The organism is Paenibacillus sp. lzh-N1, assembly GCF_002872435.1.
Taxonomy (GTDB): domain Bacteria; phylum Bacillota; class Bacilli; order Paenibacillales; family Paenibacillaceae; genus Paenibacillus; species Paenibacillus polymyxa_C.
In genome coordinates this window covers 5,110,068-5,134,238 of sequence record NZ_CP025696.1, presented here as the reverse complement: position 1 = coordinate 5,134,238, position 24,171 = coordinate 5,110,068, and the positions used below count along the sequence as shown (strand labels likewise).

The 24,171-nt window shown below is 44.5% G+C and carries 21 protein-coding genes; 16 read left to right on the top strand and 5 right to left on the bottom strand.

The window, feature by feature from the left end:
• The first annotated feature begins 432 nt into the window (after positions 1-432).
• Together C0638_RS25465 and C0638_RS22575 are read left to right on the top strand one after the other, a co-directional pair.
• The gene (locus tag C0638_RS25465; RefSeq protein ID WP_013370850.1) at positions 433-588 is read left to right on the top strand and encodes a hypothetical protein; all 156 of its coding nucleotides are present in this window, start codon (positions 433-435) and stop codon (positions 586-588) included.
• A 173-nt stretch (positions 589-761) separates the two neighbouring features.
• Positions 762-1,271, top strand: coding sequence for a hypothetical protein (locus C0638_RS22575; protein ID WP_040101511.1), 510 nt, complete (start codon positions 762-764; stop codon positions 1,269-1,271).
• A 137-nt stretch (positions 1,272-1,408) separates the two neighbouring features.
• Here C0638_RS22575 and C0638_RS22570 read toward each other — a convergent pair whose 3' ends face one another.
• Positions 1,409-2,035, bottom strand: a complete 627-nt coding sequence (locus tag C0638_RS22570; RefSeq protein ID WP_058710485.1) for an FMN-dependent NADH-azoreductase — start codon at positions 2,033-2,035, stop codon at positions 1,409-1,411.
• A gap of 240 nt (positions 2,036-2,275) precedes the next feature.
• Between C0638_RS22570 and murI the strand changes: the two genes are divergently transcribed.
• The 6 genes from murI (at position 2,276) to C0638_RS26245 (ending at position 7,783) form a co-directional block, all read left to right on the top strand.
• Positions 2,276-3,130 (top strand): glutamate racemase, encoded by an 855-nt coding sequence (gene murI / locus C0638_RS22565; protein WP_058710484.1) that lies wholly within the window; start codon positions 2,276-2,278, stop codon positions 3,128-3,130.
• A gap of 91 nt (positions 3,131-3,221) precedes the next feature.
• Positions 3,222-4,073, top strand: a complete 852-nt coding sequence (locus C0638_RS22560) for an aminoglycoside phosphotransferase family protein (RefSeq protein WP_058710483.1) — start codon at positions 3,222-3,224, stop codon at positions 4,071-4,073.
• 14 nt (positions 4,074-4,087) lie between these two features.
• Complete coding sequence (fosB, locus tag C0638_RS22555) at positions 4,088-4,510, top strand: metallothiol transferase FosB (protein WP_025679014.1); 423 nt, start codon at positions 4,088-4,090, stop codon at positions 4,508-4,510.
• Positions 4,511-4,577: 67 nt separating this feature from the next.
• Positions 4,578-5,972 carry an MATE family efflux transporter gene (locus C0638_RS22550; protein ID WP_040101508.1) on the top strand — a complete coding sequence of 465 codons (1,395 nt, stop codon included), beginning with the start codon at positions 4,578-4,580 and terminating at the stop codon, positions 5,970-5,972.
• Positions 5,973-6,166: 194 nt separating this feature from the next.
• Positions 6,167-7,147, top strand: coding sequence for a S8 family peptidase (locus C0638_RS22545; protein WP_058710482.1), 981 nt, complete (start codon positions 6,167-6,169; stop codon positions 7,145-7,147).
• Positions 7,148-7,486: 339 nt separating this feature from the next.
• Entirely contained in the window at positions 7,487-7,783 is a 297-nt protein-coding gene (locus tag C0638_RS26245; protein WP_439097944.1) for a tetratricopeptide repeat protein, read from the top strand.
• A 153-nt stretch (positions 7,784-7,936) separates the two neighbouring features.
• Here the strand turns inward: C0638_RS26245 and budA are convergent, their stop codons facing one another.
• A complete protein-coding gene (budA, locus tag C0638_RS22535) occupies positions 7,937-8,683 on the bottom strand; it encodes an acetolactate decarboxylase (protein WP_013370859.1) in 747 nt (248 codons plus the stop codon).
• Positions 8,684-8,846: 163 nt separating this feature from the next.
• Complete coding sequence (gene alsS / locus C0638_RS22530; protein WP_199771161.1) at positions 8,847-10,550, bottom strand: acetolactate synthase AlsS; 1,704 nt, start codon at positions 10,548-10,550, stop codon at positions 8,847-8,849.
• A gap of 521 nt (positions 10,551-11,071) precedes the next feature.
• Here alsS and uxaC point away from each other — a divergent pair.
• The 3 genes from uxaC (at position 11,072) to C0638_RS22515 (ending at position 15,140) form a co-directional block, all read left to right on the top strand.
• On the top strand, positions 11,072-12,496 hold the full coding sequence (gene uxaC, locus C0638_RS22525; protein ID WP_040101504.1) for a glucuronate isomerase: 1,425 nt from the start codon (positions 11,072-11,074) through the stop codon (positions 12,494-12,496).
• Between the two features lie 151 nt (positions 12,497-12,647).
• Positions 12,648-14,048: a glycoside-pentoside-hexuronide (GPH):cation symporter gene (locus C0638_RS22520; protein WP_013370862.1), complete on the top strand. Its 1,401-nt coding sequence runs from the start codon at positions 12,648-12,650 to the stop codon at positions 14,046-14,048.
• Between the two features lie 87 nt (positions 14,049-14,135).
• Complete coding sequence (locus tag C0638_RS22515; RefSeq protein WP_058710480.1) at positions 14,136-15,140, top strand: LacI family DNA-binding transcriptional regulator; 1,005 nt, start codon at positions 14,136-14,138, stop codon at positions 15,138-15,140.
• Between the two features lie 87 nt (positions 15,141-15,227).
• On the opposite strand, the gene poxB is transcribed toward C0638_RS22515, so the two are convergent.
• Entirely contained in the window at positions 15,228-16,952 is a 1,725-nt protein-coding gene (poxB, locus tag C0638_RS22510) for a ubiquinone-dependent pyruvate dehydrogenase (RefSeq protein WP_058710479.1), read from the bottom strand.
• 314 nt (positions 16,953-17,266) lie between these two features.
• Between poxB and C0638_RS22505 the strand changes: the two genes are divergently transcribed.
• From C0638_RS22505 to C0638_RS22490, 4 genes are all read left to right on the top strand, one after another.
• Complete coding sequence (locus C0638_RS22505; RefSeq protein WP_058710478.1) at positions 17,267-18,760, top strand: tagaturonate reductase; 1,494 nt, start codon at positions 17,267-17,269, stop codon at positions 18,758-18,760.
• A 17-nt stretch (positions 18,761-18,777) separates the two neighbouring features.
• Positions 18,778-20,277: a UxaA family hydrolase gene (locus C0638_RS22500; protein ID WP_058710477.1), complete on the top strand. Its 1,500-nt coding sequence runs from the start codon at positions 18,778-18,780 to the stop codon at positions 20,275-20,277.
• Between the two features lie 124 nt (positions 20,278-20,401).
• Positions 20,402-20,848, top strand: a complete 447-nt coding sequence (locus tag C0638_RS22495; RefSeq protein WP_058710476.1) for a GNAT family N-acetyltransferase — start codon at positions 20,402-20,404, stop codon at positions 20,846-20,848.
• Positions 20,849-21,025: 177 nt separating this feature from the next.
• On the top strand, positions 21,026-21,883 hold the full coding sequence (locus tag C0638_RS22490) for a hypothetical protein (protein WP_058710475.1): 858 nt from the start codon (positions 21,026-21,028) through the stop codon (positions 21,881-21,883).
• A gap of 167 nt (positions 21,884-22,050) precedes the next feature.
• On the opposite strand, the gene C0638_RS22485 is transcribed toward C0638_RS22490, so the two are convergent.
• Positions 22,051-22,941: a hypothetical protein gene (locus C0638_RS22485; RefSeq protein ID WP_058710474.1), complete on the bottom strand. Its 891-nt coding sequence runs from the start codon at positions 22,939-22,941 to the stop codon at positions 22,051-22,053.
• Positions 22,942-23,195: 254 nt separating this feature from the next.
• On the opposite strand from C0638_RS22485, the gene C0638_RS22480 reads away from it, so the two are divergent.
• A complete protein-coding gene (locus C0638_RS22480) occupies positions 23,196-24,170 on the top strand; it encodes an ABC transporter permease (RefSeq protein ID WP_058829552.1) in 975 nt (324 codons plus the stop codon).
• Position 24,171: the final 1 nt, after the last annotated feature.

The window sequence follows — 24,171 nt, the reverse complement described above, 5'->3', positions numbered from 1 at the left end:
ATTAGTAGAAACGGCTCGTAGGATAACCTGCAGCCGTTTTTATTTTAGCGCTTAGTCACTTCTAAGAAAGGTCATTGCCTACAAAATTATTCTGAAGTTTTAAGATCACAAATAAGATACGAATAATTTCGGTAAGAAAAGGGTACATATGTTATAAGCAGAACAGTTATCCCATTTGTAAATTTAGGACAGGCACTGTGACTCCATATAGAAGTTGGATATTTAATATGAAAATTTACATTTTAGCCTGAGCATCGGTACTAGTTTGCTAGATGGTTGTTGTTTTGAGACAAACTTATGAAAAATGAGGATGACAAGGATAAGCTGAGTACGAAGCGGACAGATGGGTTTGGAGCAGCGATCGGAGAAACCATCTATTTGCGCAGTGGGCTACAAACATTGCACGTGTTCTAAAAAGAGAGAGGGATTCAAATGAAAATAATCATTACACAAAAGGAAGCCGCCGACAAAGGAATCTGGACAGAGATTATGGGGATGTTTGCTGTAACCAAAGAGGATGAGGTATGGCAAAATGAAGAGTTTATTCTCACTGAGGAACAGGCACGTCAGGTGGGATTACTAAAATAACAAAGGTAAATAGGACATGTCATCAAGTTTTAAGACCAAGTCTTAAAAAATCGTAACTTATTTTTTATGTATCTGATACACTTTTTAACCGTTCAAAGTTTATGATAGGTACACAAGGGTAATGAAGCTTACAGACACCGTGTACATACCCAAACGGCAAGGAGAGATCAGACATGATGAAATTAGCTTCGAAATGGACCGTATTGACTTTGATGATGATGCTGATTACGACGGCAGGGGCAACAGCACAAGGCTACACACCTGTTGCAGATGCTGAAAATCAGGAGACCGTATATATAAACCAAATGGACATTCGCGATGGACAAATTTATTTGTCAGCAGATCCGATTGAATGGTACGAAGGAGCAGCAGCAGACAAAGCATTTGTGGAGCATGAAGGAAATACAGGATTGGACGGAGCGCCGGATGGCTACTACATCGTAAACAATTCCGTGCAAAATGACGTGTATCAGGTTGCACCAGATGCTTCGGTAGAGGTGCAGATTTATGATCACACAGGGAATATAGAAGATACAGACGTGCAATGGAACGAATCCATTCCTTTGGCACAATTTGAGAAGGATTTTGCCAAAAAGGATGTTCTGGACCTCAGCCAATTTCCATACCATGTTACGCTTCGTGACGGTAAGGTTGTAAAAATCGTGCAGCAGTTCATTCCTTAAACAATAAGCTTATACAGACACGTACTTCTTACTTGATCACAGATCAGGGAAGTACGTGTTTTTTATATTTTGTAACAAAAAAAGAGGATATCCATCCCATAAAGGGTGCGGATATCCTCTTCTCTTCATATATATAATTAGAACGATTTTGCTGCGTCTACTGCACGTTGTACGGCAGAAGCAACGATCTCTTGTGCTTGGTCAGGAGCTTGGTTATGTCCTTCCAGTACAACCTTCACGATGTCTTTTACGCCGAAGAAGGTTAAGATGTTACTCATGAAGTTCAAAGACATTTCAGCAGCAGCAGCAGGCCCTTCGGAATAGACGCCGCCTCTTGCATTCAACAGGGCTACTTTAGTGTCAGTTACAAGACCTACAGGACCTTCAGCAGTGTATTTGAATGTTTTACCAGCTTGGTTCAGGTAGTCAATGTATGTGTGCAGTACAGCTGGAATAGTCATATTCCAGAGTGGGAAAGCAAATACGACTTTGTCTGCTGCCAAGAATTGATCCAGGTAACCATTAGCGATGTTTGCCAGGCGAGCTTCTTCTGCACTCAGCTCCATGCCTCTTGCGGATTTGAACGTACCGTTGATCATGTTAGCGTTCAGATAAGGAAGTTCGACGGAGAACAGGTCCAGCTCAGTGATTTCATCAGATGGGTGAGAAGACTTGTAGCTTTCCACGAATGCGTTATACAATTTAACTGTTGCGGATTCTTCAGCTGTACGATCATTAGCTTTGACAAATAATACTTTAGACATGATTTTATTTCCCCCTAAGTAAGTTGAATAAGTAAGTTTAGTTAGTAAGTTACCACGTAATATTACAATATAAAGATAATATCTGTCAACACTTCTATATTAAATTTACTTTGGACAGCTACTTTATTTTTTACACTGTAAAATTTGCGTGTTTCTTTTGCAAAATATCATTTTTGCGGTAAAATTTAAATGTAAAGTCTAATGAAGAGAATGCTTGGATAGGCGAAGAAGGAAATGAACATGGTGCCAGCAAGATATAACACCATAGTTGAACGAAAAAAGGTGAGTAGCTTGAAGATAGGTTTTTTTGATTCGGGATTGGGTGGAATTACAGTATTGTCTGAGGCGCTAAGACGTTTGCCAAACGAAAATTTTGTTTACATGGCGGATACGCTTCATGTTCCTTACGGAACGAAAACACCCCAAGAGGTGCTTGGTTATGTCAAGGCTTCGGTACAAACGATTCTAAAAGAGGATATTAAGGCATTGGTGATTGCCTGCAATACGGCTACAAGTATCGCGGTAGCAGAGCTAAGGAAGGAATATAAATTTCCGATTATCGGAATGGAACCAGCAGTGAAACCAGCGGTCGAGATGAACCGTGCCAATGGTAAAAGAGTTCTGGTGCTGGCGACACCGTTGACTTTAAAACAATCTGGTTATGCAGCACTGGTATCCAGAGTTGACGATCATGGAAGTGTGGACTCACTGCCTTTGCCGGAGCTAGTACAATATTGCGAACAGTTGAATTTTGACCAAGCAGAATTGTTCAATTATTTTAACCATAAGCTGTCTTCGTTTAATCTAGATATTTATGGTACGGTCGTATTGGGATGTACACATTATCCATTCTATAAGGAAATTTTGAGAGAACTGCTGCCTTCTCATATTCAGCTCATTGATGGGAGCCACGGAACGGTCAAACGCTTGAAACAGGTGCTGTCCGAGCGTAATTTGCTGGCATCACCGGTAAAAGTGGGTCAACCGCAGGAGGGACACGTCACTTTTCTATGCACCAGTCAGGATGAGACCTATGTCCATAAGATGGAGCGGGCGCTTGAAATCTATGCGGAGCATGAAAAAATCTATTTTTAGGGAAAGAACGGCTGGCGAACAGGTGGGCTAGATCAGCAATCCGAAGCGCCAGCCGCATTATTTATGGATCAGATGCATAGGGAGGTTTTACATGGACATTCAATTCATCCTGATTGAGCTTTATGAAGCAGGCGTGCTTGAAAGCCATATGCAAAATCTCAAACCGCTGACTGGCGGAACTTCGAGTGAAGTGGTTGTTGTTATGGACGGTACCAGACCACGATATGTAATTAAGCAAAATGATCCCGCGATTGTAAAAGCCGAGGCAGAATTTTTACTTACCTATGCACAGATTGAGAAGCTATCTCGAGTGATTTATGTAGATTCCCTGCATCGTTATTTGGTATATGCGTTCAAGCCAGGATTCACTAGGCAATATAGTGAAGGAAATAAGGGTGATTTGCTGCTCAGTCTGGCGACAGAAGTCATTGCACACTACAAATCCCTTGGAGAAGAACGCGAGTATGGTTATTCGGATCATCCGTTTGTGGAATGGAGAGATTTTCTGCTTCACAGAACAAAAGAATCCGAAAAGATTATACAAGACGTTTTACCCCCAGAGAATCATCGGTTCGTCCATACTCTTGTGGCCGGATCGCCGCAACGGAATCTTAAATATTTGCTTCATGGCGATTTCGGAGTACATAATTTTGTGTTTGTCGAAAATGGTACATTGACAGGTATTATTGATCCTGATCCAGTAGTGGGAGAGCCTCTGTATGATTTGATATACGCCTTTTGTTCTTCACCGGATAGGCTGACCATCGATACCATTTTGCCAGCGGTAGAGACGCTTAGGCCAGAGATGACAGGGGAATATGAGCTGAACAGGGAAGTGTTACAGGGATTATACTTTCGGATAGCTACCTGCATTCGCCATCATCCGGGAGATTTAGGCCAATATACAGAAGCGTGGAACTACTGGCTGAACAGGGTTCGCTGAAAGGAATAGAAAGCATGAATATACAAGGATGGAATCACATTTGCTTTTCAGTGTCTAATTTGGAGAAGTCTATACAATTCTATCAGAATGTACTAGATGGAAAACTACTCGTTAAAGGACGTAAGCTGGCTTATCTGGATTGTCTAGGAATGTGGTTGGCTCTCAATGTGGAAGAGGATATTCCGAGAAATGAAATTCATCATTCCTACACGCATATTGCATTTTCGGTAGCGGAAGCGGATTTTGAAAGTATGCTTAACAAGCTGAGAACACTTAATGTCACCATTTTGCCTGGACGGGAGCGGAATGAACAGGATAAAAGATCAGTCTATTTTACAGATCCAGATGGACATAAGTTCGAATTCCACACAGGACAATTGCAGGATCGCTTGGAATATTATAAAAATGCTAAAAAACATATGACTTTTTATGAATGAGTAAGCGTTATCAAAAAATGATGAGCAAATTTTGATTTTACATACGGGAGCGGAGGAATACAGAAGTATGTCATTGTCGCAGGAAAGTGGCTCCAAGCAAGCGCAGGCCGTCAAAACGATGACGGTTTTCGCAATTACTTGGCCGATCTTCATAGAAATGCTGTTTCATATTTTGATGGGTAGCGTGGATACATTCATGCTGAGCCATGTTTCAGATGAGGTTGTATCGGCTGTCGGTGTATCCAGACAGTTGATTGAATTTACGATTATACTCTTCAATCTACTTGGTCTTGGAGTAGGTGTGATCATTGCTCAGTTATTGGGTGCGCAAAAGCATGTGGACGCAAGCCGTGTTACCGCATCGGCACTAACCTTTAATCTGGTATTTGGCCTGGCGCTAAGTTTGATGTTTATCGTAAGCCGGGATTTTTTATTATCCTTCTACCATATTACTCCGACAATCAAGGAAAATGCAGAAATCTATATGATGCTGGCAGGGGGTTCGCTGTTTCTGGAAGCCCTTATGCTAACCGCAGGACCGGTCATTCGCTCGCATGGTTTTACCAAAGATACGATGATCGTAGGTATCGGCATGAACATATTGCATGTTGTGGGGAATGCATTGCTCATATACGGCTGGTTTGGTCTGCCGCAAATGGGAGTGGCGGGAGCAGCGATTTCAACGGTTATTAGCCGCGTCGTAGCATGTGTGTGGATTTTTATCCTGCTGTACAAACGTGTAAGTGCGCCGATTCGTATCCAATATTATGTACAGCTTCAATGGAGCAAGCTGGTGGCGATCCTCAAAATTGGTATTCCTGCCGGGCTGGAATGGCTTTCTTATCAGCTTAGTCAAATGATGGTGACCCGATTTGTCAGCTTTATGGGTACAACAGCGATTGCAACTCATTTCTATACGAATACGATTGTGTATTTTTTTATGGTATTTGGAATGGCCGTCGGCGAGGGAACCGAAATTATTGTGGCTCGCCTGATTGGAGCTGGAGACAAGGAAAAAGCATATCATCAACTTTTACGTAGCCTAAAATGGTCACTAGTCATTACGATTGCTGTGATCGTGGCTGTATCCTTTTTCCGATATGAAGTGATGGCAATCTTTACGAATGAGCCAGCGATCATTCAATTAGGGGCAGCGATTTTGTTGTTCTGTATATTGCTGGAGCCGGGCCGTGTGTTTAACCACGTGGTCATTAACTCCTTGCGAGCAGCAGGAGATGTTCAGTTCCCGTTAATGATGGCCATCATTTCAATGTGGGGGATTAAAATCCCGTTAGCATATGTGCTAGGCATTCATATGGGATATGGTGTGCTGGGTGTGTGGATTGCACATGCATGCGATGAATGGGTACGAGGTATTTTTCACTATTTACGCTGGAAAGGCCGGAAATGGCAACACAAATCGCTGTTATCTAAGGCTGAGTTACAAGCGGAATCAGCATAAAGGTCATAGAGATACTAGAGCAGACATTTTCCGATTGAATTGGTTGGTGTCTGTATTTTTTTGCAAAAATAAGAAAATTGGGATGTTCAAACTTTTCAAAAATTGCTAGAATATAGTAACCTCGAACACAGTAGAGGTTTTCAAAGTTTCAAAGACGGATGGTTTCCGATTGAATCCATGAAGGAGGGAATAAGATGGAACGTAAAGTGCATATCATTCCTTACCAAGTGATCAAGCAGGAGCAACAAGTGAATGAAATACCGCGAGGGGTGGAGCTGATCCAGGCTCCTGCGGTATGGAACCAGACTCGAGGCCGAGGAGTAAAGGTAGCGGTGCTGGACACGGGCTGTGATTCGGACCATCCGGATCTGAAGGCGCGCATTATTGGTGGCCGCAATTTCACGGATGATGATGAAGGTGATCCGGAAATTTTCAAGGATTACAACGGTCACGGTACACATGTGGCAGGAACCATTGCGGCAGCGGAAAATGAGGATGGTGTCGTAGGTGTCGCCCCGGAGGCGGATTTGCTCATCATCAAAGTGCTAAACAAGCAGGGTTCCGGTCAATATGACTGGATTATCCAAGGTATCTATTATGCGATTGAGCAAAAGGCAGACATCATCTCGATGTCGCTTGGCGGCCCTGAGGATGTGCCTGAACTTCATGAAGCAGTAAAAAAGGCTGTAGCCAGCCAAATCCTGGTCATTTGTGCAGCTGGAAATGAAGGAGACGGTGACGATAGAACGGACGAGCTCGGCTACCCCGGCTGCTACAATGAAGTAATCAGCGTAGGTGCTATCAACTTTGACAGACATGCCTCAGAATTCAGTAATTCTAATAATGAGGTGGATTTGGTTGCACCAGGAGAAGATATTTTGTCCACCGTTCCGGGCGGAAAATATGCGACCTTTAGCGGAACTTCGATGGCTACTCCGCACGTAGCAGGTGCATTGGCGTTGATTAAACAGCTGGCAAATGCAAGCTTTGAGCGTGAACTCACCGAACCGGAATTATACGCCCAACTCATCAAACGCACGATTCCACTCGGCAATTCTCCTAAGCTGGAGGGCAACGGACTGCTGTACTTGACAGCAGTGGAGGAGCTTTCCCGTATTTTCGACACGCAACGCGTAGCGGGAATATTGAGTACAGAATCGTTGAAGGTTAAATAAGTCGTAACAACGGATTATAGCGACTCTCCTAAGCGGAGAGTCTTTTTGTGCGCTTCATATATTTGGCACACCTCCATTTACATCGCATTCATATGTCGGGTAACATGTATTTTAAGGAAATAGTAAAGAATAAAAAGTGGGGAATTAGCATGGATCATATGATTGAAAAAGCCAGCCAGCTAAGACATACAGGACAGGCCAAGTAAGCGCGTAAGCTTCTATTAGAGGCGCTGGAGCAGGAGCCTAAAGATGCGGAGCTTATGGTATCAGACAGCCTGAACGCATGACTCATTGGGCTTGGAGAGGGAGGCGGTTCCCTTTTATGAAAAAAGTCTAGGTATGGCACTATCCGCAGAATCCAGGAGAGGAGCCATCCTGGGATTAAGCAGTACATATCGTGTACTGGGAGAATACCACAAAGCCAAAGCGTGGCTGGAAACCGGGATAAACGAATTTTCGGACTACAGACCGTTTCGGGTATTTTACGCTATGGTGTTATATAATCTGGGAGAATACGGGAAGGCCATGGAGGGGCTGCTCATGGAGTTAGCTGAAACGACCGCTGACATATCCATACAGGAGTACTCCCGTGCAATTCAATATTATGCTGATAAGTTGGACCAGATCGAGGAATAAGTAGGCCGGAGCGAGGGCATAAGTGCATTGTGTATATGCGTTTCCTACATAAAAAGATCACAGTCAGAGAGCATGAAGCCTCTTTATCTGACTGTGATCGTTTGCTATTTATTGTCTAGCTATAGGACCGTATCTGGATGAGCTATGCTGCGATTATTGCGCACCCTCAGTAACAGCGATTTCTTTCTCCAGGTTTTCTCTGGACAGGTTGGCGGTCAAGTAATCCGGTGTATCGGGTAGCACAAGATGTAGATTGGATTTTTGGCAAATGCGAATTGTGCACTTGTCGACAACAAAATCAAAAACATGCCCGCCTCCAGTGCGTTCATCATTAATAAAATGGAGATGAAATCCGGCTACTCCAATCCCTTGGGCATAAGCAGGGGTCCAAAAGCCTGTGATCACGCCGGAAGCGTCATTAAAAGTAAAGGTAGGCTGCGACTTGGTTGCTTCGATAAAAGGTTTGTAAGGCTTCACTTGATGAGGCACGGTACGTGTCTTTACTTCACGAAAAGTGCCATCCATACGGAATGCATAGAACAGATTACGGCTTGGAAACAGTTTTAGCAGCAGAGCTTCCAGTTCTTCACGATGCATGGGATGATCAACAGTATATGTGAAATCTTCGCGGAAAAAGGTGACGGTAGAAAACGGAGTGGTTTCTTCCGGTTTTACGCGATGGGCCGTACCGTCTGGAAGCAAGTGATAAAATTCACCATCGAACGCGATCATCTCGCCATTCAGTTGATCAAAGGTACCGAGTCCGAAATCCCCGTGCTTTTGCAACTCCTCAAAGGCAACAACTCCGTCATAAAGACCATCTAATAAAGCAAGCATGGTGGACGTTTGGTAAATATCATGATCAGTTTCTTGCTTGGTTTCCAGTTCTGCAACGGTCATGGCAATACACTTCCTTATTATAATTGTATGCATTTATTTTTGTTCTTTTTCAATAATAAACGTAAAATTTCAGTAAATAACATAAATAACTCAAAAAAATCATTAAAAAAACCTCAAACTTCCTAATTGTCACAAAGCCGCCACGAGTGATCCGTAGTCAAGACTAGTTTAATTGGTTTGGCAGCAGCTTGCGTCCCAATTGGACATTATCCTGATAGTCAATCGGGATATCAACGACCACAGGACCATCCGTAAGAAGTGCCTGCTGCAATACGCTTTCTAGTTCTTCAGGAGAGTGCACGCGTAATCCGGTAGCCCCAAAACTTTCTGCATATTTGACAACATCGACATCTCCAAATTTTACGCCAGACGTTCTGCCGTATTTAATCTGCTGTTGAAAGGCAACCATGTCATAGGTACCATCTCTCCATACGATATGCACAAGCGGAGAGTTAAGGCGTACAGCGGTTTCCAGCTCCATGGATGAAAAAAGGAAACCTCCGTCTCCAGAAATAGAAACGACTTTTTGACCAGGGTTGACGAGTGTAGCAGCAATCCCCCAAGGCAGTGCTACGCCCAATGTCTGCATTCCGTTGCTGAATAGCAGACGCCGCGGTTCATACGAACGGAAATAACGTGCCATCCAAATGTAGTGTGAACCGACATCACAGGTGACTGTGACGCTATCATCAATCAGGCTGCGCAGTGTGCGAATAAATTGCAATGGATGAATCAGAAAATCGTGCTTGTGTGCTGGAACAGCTGCTTGCTCGTTCAGATCATGGCGCAGACGATCCAGTTGGTCGCAGGAGGATTTAGGTAGCTTTAAGGTAGGCAATTCTTCTGCAAGGCCACTTACAATCAGGCCTATATTCCCGATTAACTCGTAGTCCGGTTGATAATCATGATCAATATCTGCTTGACGGTCATCCAGATGAATGAGTGTTCGGTTTGCTGGAACGTTCCAGTTTTTTGGATCGTATTCGATAGGATCATAGCCAATCGTCAGTACCAGATCTGCGGCTCCAAGAAGCATATCACCCGGTTGATTTTGGAACAGCCCCACTCTTCCAAAATAGTGGTCTTCCAGTTCACGGGAGATGGCCCCGGCGGCCTGGAAGGTTTCGACAACAGGCAGATCTGTATCTCGAATGAGAGCACGGATAGCGGCGGTGGCTTCAGGCGTGCTGGCTTTCATACCTAGAAGAAGTACGGGCAGCTTGGCTTTTCTGATTTGGCCTGCGACTTGTTTGATAAGTCCGGCGGGTGCGGTTCCGAGTTGGGGAAGAGAAACCTTCTCAATAGCTGTTACTTCGGATGACGAAGTCAACACGTCCTGCGGCAGGCTGACAAATGTGGCTCCAGGCTGGGCTGAGGTCGCAATCCGAAATGCATTAGCAATTGCTTCGGGTACATTATCGGGGTGTTCTACTTCAACACTGTACTTGGTGATGGGTTCGAATAGTCCGGCATTATCCATAGATTGATGTGTTCGTTTCAAGCGTTCGGATCTTGGGACTGCACCCGCAATGGCGACGACAGGATCACTTTCTGCATTCGCGGTGACAAGTCCTGTCGCCAAGTTAGACGCGCCTGGACCTGAGGTAACAATGCATACGCCCGGTTTACCGGTTAATCGACCGACCGCCGCTGCCATAAAGGCGGCATTTTGTTCATGACGACATACGATCAATTCGGGCCCCCGATCTTGAAGAACATCAAAAACAGAATCAATTTTGGCACCTGGAATGCCAAAAATATGGGTAACCCCTTGCTTGATCAAGCAATCGACAACAAGGTCGGCTCCTTTTGTATCGGATATAGTTTTAGTTTCAACAGCTTGCACTTTTGTACTCAATGCTACCACCTCTTCTTCTTCGTCTGTGAAATAAATTAATGAAATACTTTCAATGTAAATCAATGGATGTATATTGCAATTATAATACAATAACTGGTATTTTCAAGAAAGAAATTTTCAGAAAAAAGAAGAAAATCATATAAAACGTTTTCAAAGTTTGATTTATCGTGGAAATTAAAATTTGTGGAATTTTCTTGTGGTTTCGGTTATCGAGAAGGGTTAAGAACAGATCTCCCCAAAGGGGGGGGAGATCATTTTTATCCGCTCACATGATAAAAATCACTTTCCTCTACAAAGGATAGCGGTTACAATGTAATTGTTGTTAACGTAAACATTAAATTTAAGGTGAAGTAAACCAGTATGACATGATGTACAGGTATCTTATTATAGCTGTATTGCCCTGTACAAATCATATGGATTTTTTACTGCTATGGACAATGTAATTGTTAAAAGGAAAGTAGTGTCTCGGGCATTTTTGTTAACGTTAACAAATAGCTAAGAAACATGATTATAGAAGGGATGAGAAAGTAATGACCAAAACGTTTTTAGACGAAAACTTTTTGTTGAGCAATCCAACGGCTGAAACCTTGTATCATCAGTATGCCAAGGATATGCCGATTATTGACTATCATTGTCATTTAAGTCCACAAGAAATTTATGAAAATAAAAAATTCAAGAATATTACGGAAGCTTGGTTGTACGGTGATCATTACAAGTGGAGACTTATGCGGGCCAATGGGGTCGAGGAGCGATTGATCACGGGTGATGGTGAAGATTATGACAAGTTTCTGGCTTGGGCCAAAACTGTTCCTACATTGATCGGTAACCCGCTGTACCATTGGACGCATTTGGAGCTTCAACGCTTTTTTGGTGTCTATGAGTTGCTGAATGAACAGAACGCACCTGTGATCTGGGAAAAGGTAAACCAAAAGCTGCAAGGACCGGGCTATGGGGCACGTGATTTGATTGTGAACTCAAAGGTAACTGTGGTGTGCACCACGGATGATCCGACCGACCATCTCGAATACCACAAACAAATTAGCAAGCTGACCGATTTCCCAGTAGCTGTGTTGCCAAGTTTCCGCCCCGACAAAGCTTTGGAAATTAATCGTGAAACCTTCCAGCCATGGGTGGCTCGATTGGGTGAAGTCAGCGGATTGGATGTTTCCGGGTTTGAAGGATTTTTGAATGCGCTGGCAAGCCGGGTGCGCCATTTTCATGCTGCCGGAGGTCGGGTATCTGATCATGCGCTGGATACTGTAGTTTTTGAAGAAACAACACCGGAGGAAGCAGCAGCCATATTTAGCAAGGCGCTGGAGGAAGGCCATGTGACTCCTTTGGAAGAGGCGAAATATAAGTCGTACGTTCTGGTCTTCCTTGGCAAACAGTATGCAGAACACGGCTGGGCGATGCAGTACCATATTCATGCGCTGCGTAACAACAACACTGCGATGTTCCGTCGATTGGGACCGGATACAGGCTATGATGCTGTAAATGATGGCTCCCTCGCTCGTCCACTGGCAGCATTGCTGGACGCACAGGAACTGGCAGGAGGATTGCCGAGAACCATTTTGTATTCGCTTAATTCGGTTGACTATCCAGTATTGGCAAGTCTCGCAGGCAGTTTCCAATCCGGCGGTACAGTAGGGAAAATCCAGTTTGGTACCGCATGGTGGTTTAACGACCATATCGAAGGCATGCAGGAGCAGATGAAGCTGCTGGCTAATTACGGAGTGCTGTCCCGCTTTATTGGCATGCTGACGGATTCCCGCAGCTTTCTATCCTACACACGTCATGAATATTTCCGCCGTATCCTTTGCGATTTAATCGGAACGTGGGTTCAGGAAGGCAAGGCCCCTGAGGATCTGGAACTGCTCGGAGCCATGGTACAAAATATTTGCTACAATAACGCCGAGCAATATTTTAACTTCCCAACGGTTGTTCATAGTAAGTGATGCTACTCTCTAAAGTGAGAACTCACTAACTTCAGAGAAAAGGAGCTCTTGCTAGGAGCTTGTACCAAACTCCCGGCAAGAGCCATTGAAAAACAAAGTAGATATCAATGAATATGTGAAAATAATTACAAGTATAGAGGAGTGTGTAGGTATGGGAGTGCCTATCGTGCAGGAGAGCGTCCAAACTGACAACAAGACAGGTGAGCATATTAGCCTGAAAGAAAAGATTTCGTATGGTATGGGTGACTTTGGAAACGGATTCATGTTTGATTTGGGGCAGCTGTATTTGCTGAAATTTTTTACGGATGTAGCAGGGGTCTCTGCTGGAGCCGCCGCAGGCATTTTCTTGGTCAGCAAGCTGTTTGCCGCCGTCTGTGATCCTATTGTCGGGTCCTTTGTTGATTATCGCAAACATATCGGTACACGTGGAAAATTTAGACCTTTTCTTATCGTTGGAAGCGTTATCCTTGCAATACTTACGATTCTTACCTTTATTTCGCCGAATATTTCACCCACAGGCAAACTCATTTACGCCTACGCGTCCTATATGATCTGGGGGATCGGCTACTCTATTGTTAATATTCCATACGGCTCGCTGGGTGCTGCCATTACGCAGGATACTCAGCAACGTGCTTCGTTGTCATCTTTCCGTCAGGCGGGATCACTAGGCGCATTGTTCGTAACCAGTGTCGTGGTCATGCCGCTAATTTTATTGTTTCCTAACCATCATGTCGGCTATCCGGTGGTCATGGGGATTATGTCATTCATTGGTGTGATCGCTTTCATCATATGTTACCGTGGAACGAAAGAACGTATCATTAGCCAGTCCGGGCCAAAAGAGAAGCTATCTTTAGGCGTAATTGTGCATACCTTTACGAATAATAAACCCTTGCTGGTACTCGTTTTAATGACGATTTTCACCATTTCCGCTTACAATATCAAGTCCGCACTGTTGATCTATTTTGCCGAATATAATTTGGGGCATGTAGAATTAATGGCGTATATGAATTTTATTATTATCGGTTCGTCACTGCTGGGTGTATTGTTCCTGCCCAAACTGGTGCGGCGCTTTGGTAAACGAAAAACAGCCATCTTGGGAATGCTGGTTAGCGTCATAGCCGATTCCATTAATTTTTTGATGCCTTCCAACGTATATATTTTCACAATTCTGGCGAGTATTTCGTTCATTGGTATTAGTATTCCCAACGGGGTTACCTGGGCATTTGTGTCCGATATTATTGATTACGGCGAATGGTCATCCGGAGAGCGCAAGGAAGGGATTACCTACTCCTTATTTAACTTTTCACGTAAATTGGCTCAATCCTTGTCTGGCTTTCTATCGGGTATTGGACTGGCGCTTGTCGGGTATGTACCGAATGTGGTTCAATCCTCTGGAACGCTGCTTGGAATCAAAGCCTTGCTTTGTCTTTATCCGGCTGTTGCCTTGGCTTTGGCCATGCTGGTAATCGGTAAAATGTACAAGCTGACGGACAGCAGACATGCAGAAATGGTTCAAGAATTACAGCGTCGACATGCGGACAACCGCGTATAATTTGTGAAAGTCTTCTTTTCCGGGCGGCTCCTGTGGTATGGTGGGTATATAATCTTTTTAGAGCCTCACTAAGGAAAGGATACGTATATGGCAGCTACTATTAAAGACATTGCCAAACTGGCTAATGTTTCCCATACAACCGTCTCCCGGGCGCTCAATAACAGCCCGCTGATTAAAGAAGATACGAAACGCAAAATTATGGAGTTGGCAGAGCAACTCAATTACATTCCAAATTACAATGCTAAAAGCCTGGTTCTCCAGCGCTCGCATACGATCGGCCTGTTTTTCACCAGTATTTCTGAAGGCACCAGCTCCAGCTTTTTTGCGGATACCATCCGTGGAGTTAATAATGTCATCGGGGTGGATTACAATCTGTTTGTGCGAGGAATTGACGATTACGCTGATTTTTCTGCTATTCATCGCAAGCGTTTTGATGGCATCATTCTGATGAGCCAGAGTGAAGCGGACAACCCTTTTATTTATCATGTGCTAGGTCAAGGCATCCCGTTAGTTGTACTGAACCGGCAGGTGTCCGGAGCCGGGATTGTAAATGTGATTTCTAATGATAAGGAAGGCTCCTATGAAGCTGTTTCCTTTCTCATTGAAAGCGGGCATGAACGCATTGCGATCATCGAGGGGGTAGAAGGCTTTAAGTCGACCCAGCAACGCCGCGAGGGTTTCATGAATGCATTAATTGATCGTGGTAAGCCAATCCGACACGAATATATCGTGCAGGGTCACTATGATACTGAAAGCGGAAGTCTGGCAATGAAGCAGCTGCTTGCCTTGAAAGAACCACCGACAGCGGTGTTTTGCTCTAACGATGATATGGCTATTGGTGCGATGAATGCGGTATTTGAACACGGCTTGAAAGTACCAGAGGATATCTCTGTCATTGGTTTTGACGATATTGGTTTCTCGATGTATACGACTCCACCATTAACGACGGTCAAAAGACCGATTGAGCAGATTAGCGAGCGCGGAGCCGCTTGCATTCTGGAACGAATTCAGTCACCGTCCAATGAGGGCGAGCTTATATTTATGGAAACCAGGCTCATGAAGCGGAAATCGACGGCAGACAGACCACGCTGAGTTTTGTTATGTAAAAGAGGCAGGAACAATGCTCAAGCACTGTTCCTGCCTCTGTTTTGTTAAAATGAGCACTGCTTCGTCATGTATTTAACGAAAGAGATTGGTTTTAGCCAGTTCAACAATCTCGTCTCCGCGTCCGTTCAGCACGGCTTTCATCATCCACAGTGTAAAGCCTTCTGCTTGCTTAAGATTAATTTTAGGTGGCATGGACAGCTCCTGACGGTTCACCACCACATCTACCACAACAGGGCCGTCATGAGCCAATGCTTGCTGAATGGCATCCTCCAGCATCGTAGGATCTTCAACCCGAATGCCCTTGAGTCCCATGGCTTGCGCTACAGCACCAAAATCAGGGTTAACCAGTTCAGTCCCGTTTTCCAGAAATCCGGCTGCTTTCATTTCCAACTCGACAAAGCCAAGAGCGCCATTGTTGAAAACAATAACTTTTACAGGCAGTTGATGCTGTTTTAGGGTGAGCAGGTCGCCCATCAGCATCGTAAGTCCGCCATCGCCTGAGAGGGCAATCACCTGTCGGTCAGGCTCAGTGGCCTGCGCACCGATTGCCTGCGGCAGTGCATTTGCCATCGTACCATGATTGAAGGAACCGAGAAGTCGGCGCTGACCGTTCATTTGTAAATAACGCGCTGCCCATACTGTGGGAGTACCGACATCACAAGTGAAAATAGCATTTTCCTCGGCGGTATCACTGATAACTTTGGCGAGATATTGCGGATGGATCGGCATATGACCTGGCTTACCAACCGCCAGATCGTCCAGCTCCTGGCGTACCTTGGCATAATGAGAGACGGTTTTTTCCAAATGCCTGGAATCATGCTCTGACGTTAAATGAGGAAGCAGCATTTCCAACGTTGCTTTTACATCTCCGCATAAACCATACGTCAACGGAGTGCGTCTGCCGAGATGGGACGGCTCTATATCTACCTGTAGGACAATCGCATCTTCAGGATAAAATTGTCTATAAGGAAAGTCTGTTCCAAGCATGAGCAGAACGTCACAATCCATCAAGGCATGGTACCCGGAAGAATACCCGATCAGTCCCGTCAATCCAGCATAATAAGGGTTGTCATATTCCAGATATTCCTTGCCTCGCAGAGCGGATACCAAGGGAGATTTTAGCTTGTCACACAGCTGCATAAGCAAGTCGTGAGATTGAGCACATCCAGCGCCACATAGCAGCGTAATTCGTTTACCGTTATTCAAATATTCGGCCAGCCGGGAAATTTCAGAAGCGGACGGATGGACGACAGGTGCTGTGGGGTGATAGACATGTTCAGGGGTGGGCACCTTTTCCGCTTCCAAAGCTGCTACATCACCGGGAAGAACAATGACGGAAACACCTGAACGTGAAACTGCCTCCTGAATAGCCATGGTCACTGTTCTTGGAATTTGACGCGGTGTCGTAATTACCTCACAAAAGTGACTGCATTCTCCAAAAAGATGCTCGGGGTGCGTAGCCTGAAAATATTCACTTCCGATTTCATCACTTGGAATATGAGCCGCAATAGCGAGTACAGGCACCCGATTACGGTGGCAATCATATAAACCGTTAATCAGATGCAGATTTCCGGGGCCGCTACTACCGGCACATACGGCAATACTGCCACTAAGATTAGCATCTGCTCCGGCTGCAAAGGCAGCCACTTCTTCGTGCCTTACATGAATCCATTCAATTTGACCATTGCTGCGAATGGAATCAACCATATTATTTAATGAATCTCCAACGATGCCATAGATCCGCTTGACCCCTGCATTGACCAAAACTTGTACAATAGTATCTGCGATTGTCTTCATAGATGCTCCTCCTGCCTAGTAAGTAGTGTTATCCTATCCGTGCTTTCTTGCGTCTATTCTGCTGAAATGTATATATGAACAAGGTCTCGGGAGAGGGTAATAGTTAGCCTTAACCGCCTTGGAACAGGTGCGAAACAACACATGAAGGACAATATACTTGCAGATTTTTATATAAACGTGTATGTTAACGTGTTCATATTATTGTCATTATTATTTTTTAAAACTAAAAATATTGATAAAACTATTTTGTTAACGTGTGCACTATGATAAAATAACGATGAAATCATTATGGTACTAGTGGGAGGCTACTCCGGATGAAACAAGTAGATGAATTAGACCAATTAAACAGAAAAAGCTTTATCGTTACAGAACCGCATCCCGAGAGGGTACTACAATTCGGGGAAGGGAACTTCCTGCGTGCTTTTGTAGACTGGCAATTTGACAAAATGAATAAGCTGGCAGAATGGAATACAGGGGTTGTGATTGTACAACCGCAGCCAGGAGGTCTTGTGGAGAAACTTAACGTGCAGGATGGTCTTTATACGGTTATCCTTGAAGGAATTAAGGATGGGCAGGCCATGAAGGAGCATACCGTTGTGGAGTGTGTCACCCGTGGAATTAATCCTTACGGTCCCGAATTTTTGGAGTATGAAGCGTTATCCCAAAAGCCAGAACTGCGCTTTATTGTTTCGAACACGACGGAAGCAGGAATCGCTTATGCACCTGAGGATCAATTGGAAGATCGCCCGCAAAAAAGCTTTCCAGGCAAGCTGACCGCCTTTCTGTACAAGCGCTTTCATTTTTTTGAGGGCGATCAAAGCAAGGGACTGGTCATTATTCCGTGCGAACTCATCGACCGTAATGGAGACGCTCTCAAGGAAATCGTGCTGAAATATGCGAACCAATGGGAGCTTGGGGCTGAGTTTATTGCATGGATAGAGGAAGCAAATACGTTCTGCAACAGTTTGGTGGATCGGATTGTACCTGGTTATCCCAAAGACCGGATTCATGAAATCCAAGCGGAATTGGGTTACAAGGACGATTTGGTTGTTGTGGGCGAACAGTATCATTTATGGGTTATTGAAGGGCCACAGTGGCTTAAAGAAGAATTACCTGCTTATTTGGCCGGATTGAATGTACTGATTGTCGATGATATGGCACCATATCGTACACGAAAGGTGCGCATTTTGAATGGGGCACATACGGCGCTTACACCTGTAGCCTATTTATATGGCCTGGATACGGTAGGGCAAGCGGTCGAGCATGATGTTATGGGCGAATATATCCAGTCATTGATTCGAGAGGAAATTATTCCGACACTGGACTCGCCAGCAGCGGAATTGAATGTATATGCCGACGATGTGATTGAACGGTTCCGTAATCCCTATGTAAGTCATTATGTCATGAGCATCGCATTGAATTCGGTGTCCAAGTTCAAGACACGGAACTTGCCATCCTTGCTCCAGTATGTGGCACAGCACAAGGCGTTGCCTGCCAAAATCGTATTTTCGCTGGCGTCCTTACTCGTATTCTACCGGGGAGACAGAAATGGCGGGTCGATTGCATTGGCAGATGAAGCGGAAGTATTGAGCACATTTGGCGAACTGTGGAGTACGTATGACGGAACTCTTGCCGGAGCGAAGCGATTGACTGAGCAGGTACTCAGCAAACAGACATGGTGGGGGCAAGATCTGAATCAGGTCGAAGGGCTGGTTGAACAAACAGCGCAGCACGTGTATGAAATTACAAGCAGAGGAATGAAGGAGACGCTCGATTCTCTAACCGGGAACAGCGTACCCGGAGCATAAGCAAGGAGGAGACTGGAATGCTGGAATTCATTCAAATTCATAATCAAGATAACGTGGCTGTCGCTTTGCGTGATTACAAGCAGGGAGAAACGCTGGCATGGGGAGCACAAAAAGAACAATGCGTGGAGCTGGCCGAGGATGTAGCGCGTGGGCACAAAATTGCGCTACAGGACATACCTGAAGGTGGGCATGTCCTGAAATACGGATATCCCATCGGTCATGCCATTCAGCCCATTCAGGCAGGTCAGCATGTGCATACGCATAATACGAAAACGAATCTGACAGGTGTGGAGGAATATACTTACAAGCCTAAGCCAGCTCCTCATATATATGAACAGGAGAGTCGGACGTTCCAAGGATTTCGGCGAAAGGACGGTCGTGTAGGGATTCGCAATGAGTTGTGGATTGTGCCGACGGTCGGCTGTGTGAATGGAATTGCCGAACTCATTTTAAATCGTTTTAAGCAGGAAGTGGGAGATATCTCACCTTTTGAAAATGCACTTGTGCTCAAGCATAACTATGGATGCTCTCAATTGGGCGACGACCATGCACATACGCGCACGATTTTGATTGATGCCGTGAAACACGCAAACGCGGGTGGCGTTCTGGTACTTGGTTTGGGCTGTGAGAACAATGAAATGAAAGAATTCAAAGAAACCATCGGTGAATACGACTCGGAGCGGGTGAAGTTTTTGCTTTCCCAGGAGGTGTCGGATGAAGTGGAGGAAGGGGTAAAGCTGCTCCATGAAATATTTGCGGCCGTACAAGAAGATCGACGGGAGCCTGTACCTTTGTCTGAGCTGAACATCGGCTTGAAATGCGGTGGATCTGACGGCCTGTCGGGTATTACTGCCAATCCACTGCTTGGGCGTCTGTCGGATTATATGGCAGCACAGGGTGGAACGACCGTACTGACGGAGGTGCCCGAAATGTTCGGCGCGGAGACGATTTTAATGGAACGCGCTGCCGATGAGCAAGTATTTGATAAGATCGTACATTTGATTAACGATTTTAAACAATATTTTCTGGATTATAAGCAGCCAGTATACGAAAATCCGTCACCAGGCAATAAAGCAGGGGGCATCACGACACTGGAGGATAAATCACTGGGCTGTACGCAAAAATCCGGGTCTTCCACGGTCACCGATGTCATTCAGTACGGGGAGCGTCTCAAGACCAAGGGACTTAATCTGCTCAGCGCGCCGGGGAATGATCTGGTTGCTTCTTCAGCTCTTGCTGCAGCGGGCTGTCAGCTCGTCATATTCACAACCGGGCGTGGCACGCCTTTTGGCTCCTTCGTTCCGACAATGAAAGTGTCAACCAACTCGCCGTTATATAAGGCTAAACCTTACTGGATTGACTATAACGCTGGTTCACTGGTGGAGGATGTCAGTATGGAAGAGGCGCTACGCAACTTTGTCGATTACATTATCGATGTAGCCAGCGGAACCTGGGTGAATAATGAGAAAAACAATTTCAGGGAGCTTGCTATTTTCAAAAATGGCGTTACGTTGTAAAGGGGTTGTAACCTAAAGGAGGCGGATGGATCCGCTTCCTTTTTTGTGTTTGAATACTTCTAAATACGCTGTTAAACTTACTGCAAAATATGCTATATGGATATTCGCATAAGGGGGAAATACAGTGCAACATAAAATTATTGCTTATCGGGAAGAAAATCATGATCAACTCGTAGATATTTGGCATCGGGCAGTACGCCAAACGCACACATTTTTGTCTGAAGAAGACATTCAATTTTACCATCACATCATAAGTAACGGCGCTTTAAGAGAACTTGAAGTTTGGATGGAGTGTACGGTACTTCAGGAGCCGATAGGGTTTATCGGGCTGGACGGGCAGAAAATAGAAATGCTATTTGTCGACCCTGAATGGCACGGACAGGGCACAGGCAGCCGACTCATCCAGCATGCTGAAAAAATAAAAGGGACGCACCTCAAAGTGGATGTGAATGAGCAAAACGAGAAGGCGCATGCTTTCTACAGACATTACGGCTTTGTACCAACAGGACGATCTGCGCTGGATGGATCAGGCCGGGCATTCCCTTTGCTTCATATGGAACTGAACAAATGAATGCTCTATAGGCATCCACATTTTGAAAATTGGAATATATTATAATTTCCTTGCCACATGTCTGATTTTATGATATAACTTAATTACGTAATAAATACGTAATTAAGTTATTTTTAGTTGGAATATAGATCATGTTTTGTTTGATGAGTACAAAAGTCGGACAAGGAGGTGGGGAGGGTGGATGATCTTGTTCACTCCGACATCACAGATCTAGACACACTTGTTAACATGATTAAGCTGTCCTTTTCATTTATGGATGGTACCAATATGATCGCTTTATGCGACCAGCTGTATTCCCATGTTAACCAGAAGTATCAGGAGTTGCAGCTCTACAAAGCGTGCAAGAAACCTATACAACCCATACATACCAAACGGCCGTTAGTCTACTACTACGGCTACAGTCATCTTATGAAAGGCATGGCCTTCCAAAAACAAGGCAAGTATGAGGCCGCTCGAGATTGCATTGAAAAATATGCAGAGTTGGGCTGGTTTAATGGTCTCGATCCGTATGGAGAAGCAGAAGTGGAATATTATCGCCATGCTGCAAGAGCCAATTTATATGCTCTTGATATTTTATCGGGTCGTTCCGAGGTATTGCAGGAATACGTTCAATTTCTTCGTGACAATCCAGAAGAACTGTTACCGGGGCTTCTTTCCATTGTTGAGGGGGCGGCCAGACACGACTATCCTTTAGAGCGTGTGCTTGAATCATTTGCCGAACAAATTGAAGATTTCAAATATTTTGAAGAGCCTGTGAATGTATCCTATTATTTTCGCTTCTGCTATCAGCTGGCTCTTTATTATATAAAGCTGCGACAGTTTACGGTTGCGTTGGGCTATATTCTGCAATCTCTCAAGCTGTCCGATACCCTGGGTATGGAACATGAGCATGAGTTTAGAAAATGTACTGCTATATTTGAGATTTTCAGATCCCAAGCTACAGCAACACAGCAAGACCAATATATAACGATTCTAAAAGGAGTGTTAAAGGATGAAAAAATTGATTTCACGGCCGCTATCGCTCAGTCTGTTTAGTTTGCTGGTGTTTGTTACTAGTCATGATCTCATCACTGTGTTTTATCATGGAGCCAATCATTAATAAGGGAAAATGGTAGAAAATTAGTTGTTTTAATTAACCCAATAGCAAGTAAGCTCATTAAGATCAGGGCTTGCTTGCTATTGGTTTTTTTTGCGAGGAATATTTAGGCAGTGGTAGGCTTGTGCAACAAACTTTGTTCTAATGGATGCAATGAAATCCTTGTCTGTTGGTAAACGGGGAATGTTTCTTCCGTACTGTATGATCCAATCTTTAACGCTGCGTCCAGTGCCCGTAGCAAGGAGCCCACGAATTGCTCTGGCGAAAAGTAAATACTTTTCCCGACCATATGAATGTGAAGCTCGTTATGGTCACGGTTGCTTACAGACAGCAATAAACCTTGACCCTGAAAACCCGTACCGATTGCACGTATTTTGTTTATACTCGATAGCAGCATTTCCGTTTTCAGCGCACGTCCTTGTTCCTCTACAAACACAGATATCAGCCGTTTGTCTGTAACGATAACAATTTGGTTGCCCTGAAACGTATGGCTAAGGTGCAGGAAATCTTTATACACTCCAATAGTCTGTTCATGCGGAGAAACAATCCCCATTCGTACAAACTCATCCAACTCTGTGACGTTAGGCTCCTGATGATTTTTAATTCGTTTTTTGATACTGAACTGAATGGTCAAGATCCCCAAGATAGCTATAAGAAAAGCACTAAGACGGACGTGATATACAAAGAACATCAGGACGATAAAGGCGCCGAGTATCCATTGTCCCCAAGTCAAATAACGCAGCTTTTGCTGTGCAGTACGGCGATAATAACCGTATCCCTTTCCCGGTTGATATTCTTTATTAAACTTCGTCATACCACGCATCATGGTTAATCCATAGATTGATAAGACTGTCATTGCGAGTCCCAGGAGCGCCATAAACCATTCCTCAGCTGCAATGCCAACTAAAGTACACAGGCCAAACATGATGAGTCCTGCCCAGCAGGCAAACCTTTTTATCCGAACCTGTTTCTGAATCGAACGAACCAATTCTTCCATTCTTAGTCCTCCTGATCTAGGTCATAGGTAATGATTGGAATTCCATATAGTCTTATCGTACCATCTGATAGCCTTTTTTGTAAATTAATAGATATAGAAAATCCAAAGTCTGGAAGGAACTTTTTACGTATTGTCCTATCTCCACCTGAACTTTAGACACCAAAATCAAAAAATCAAGTACTACTCATTAGAAGCAAAAGCCCCTAAAATAATAAATGTAAGTGCTTACATTATAGAGAAGGGAGGTCTTCTGTATGAGTACAGGATGGAAAAATCCACAACCACAACCACAACCACAGCCATCGGTTCGATCGGGGAGATGGACGTCACTAGCCCGCAGATGGGGGGGGCAAAAACATTTGCAGACCATGGCACTACTTGGAGTGGTATGGATGATTATTTTTCATTACATTCCGATGTACGGCATTTTGATTGCTTTCAAACATTTTGACATTATTGGTACTATATCAAGCGCACCATGGGCGGGGTTAGAGCATTTTCGCGCCTTCTTGGAGGATGATAACTTCTGGTATATTGTCAAAAATACACTGGGCATTAGCCTGCTTAAGCTGGCGATCGGGTTCCCGTTACCTATTGTATTTGCTCTGTTTCTGAATGAAATCCGGTCTACGCGGTTCAAAAAATCCATTCAGACCATTTCGTATCTTCCTCACTTTCTATCATGGGTCATTCTTGGCGGGATTTTAACCACGTGGCTAGCAGATACCGGATTGATCAATCAACTGTTACTAGCTTGGGGCTGGATCGACCAGCCGATTAGTTATTTAGCGGAGCCGGGCTATTTTTGGACTATCGTCGTCAGTTCGGATATTTGGAAGGAGCTTGGATGGTCAGCCATTATCTATTTGGCAGCAATGGCGGGCGTATCTACGGACATGTACGAAGCGGCCACCATTGATGGAGCAGGACGGTTTCAGAAAATGTGGTATGTCACACTTCCTGCGATCAAGGGCACAATATCCATTTTGTTTATTTTAGCGGTTAGCGGCATATTGAACTCCAACTTTGATCAAATTCTTGTCCTGCGTAACTCGCTGAATGAGAGTGCAAGTAATGTAGTTGACATTTATGTATATCAGGTGGGCATTCAGCAGGGACGTTTTTCGTATTCTACTGCGGTAGGATTGCTGAAATCGGTTCTTGCTCTCATTTTGCTGCTGATAGCCAATTCTGTAACCAAACGGATGAATAATACCTCTCTATTTTGAA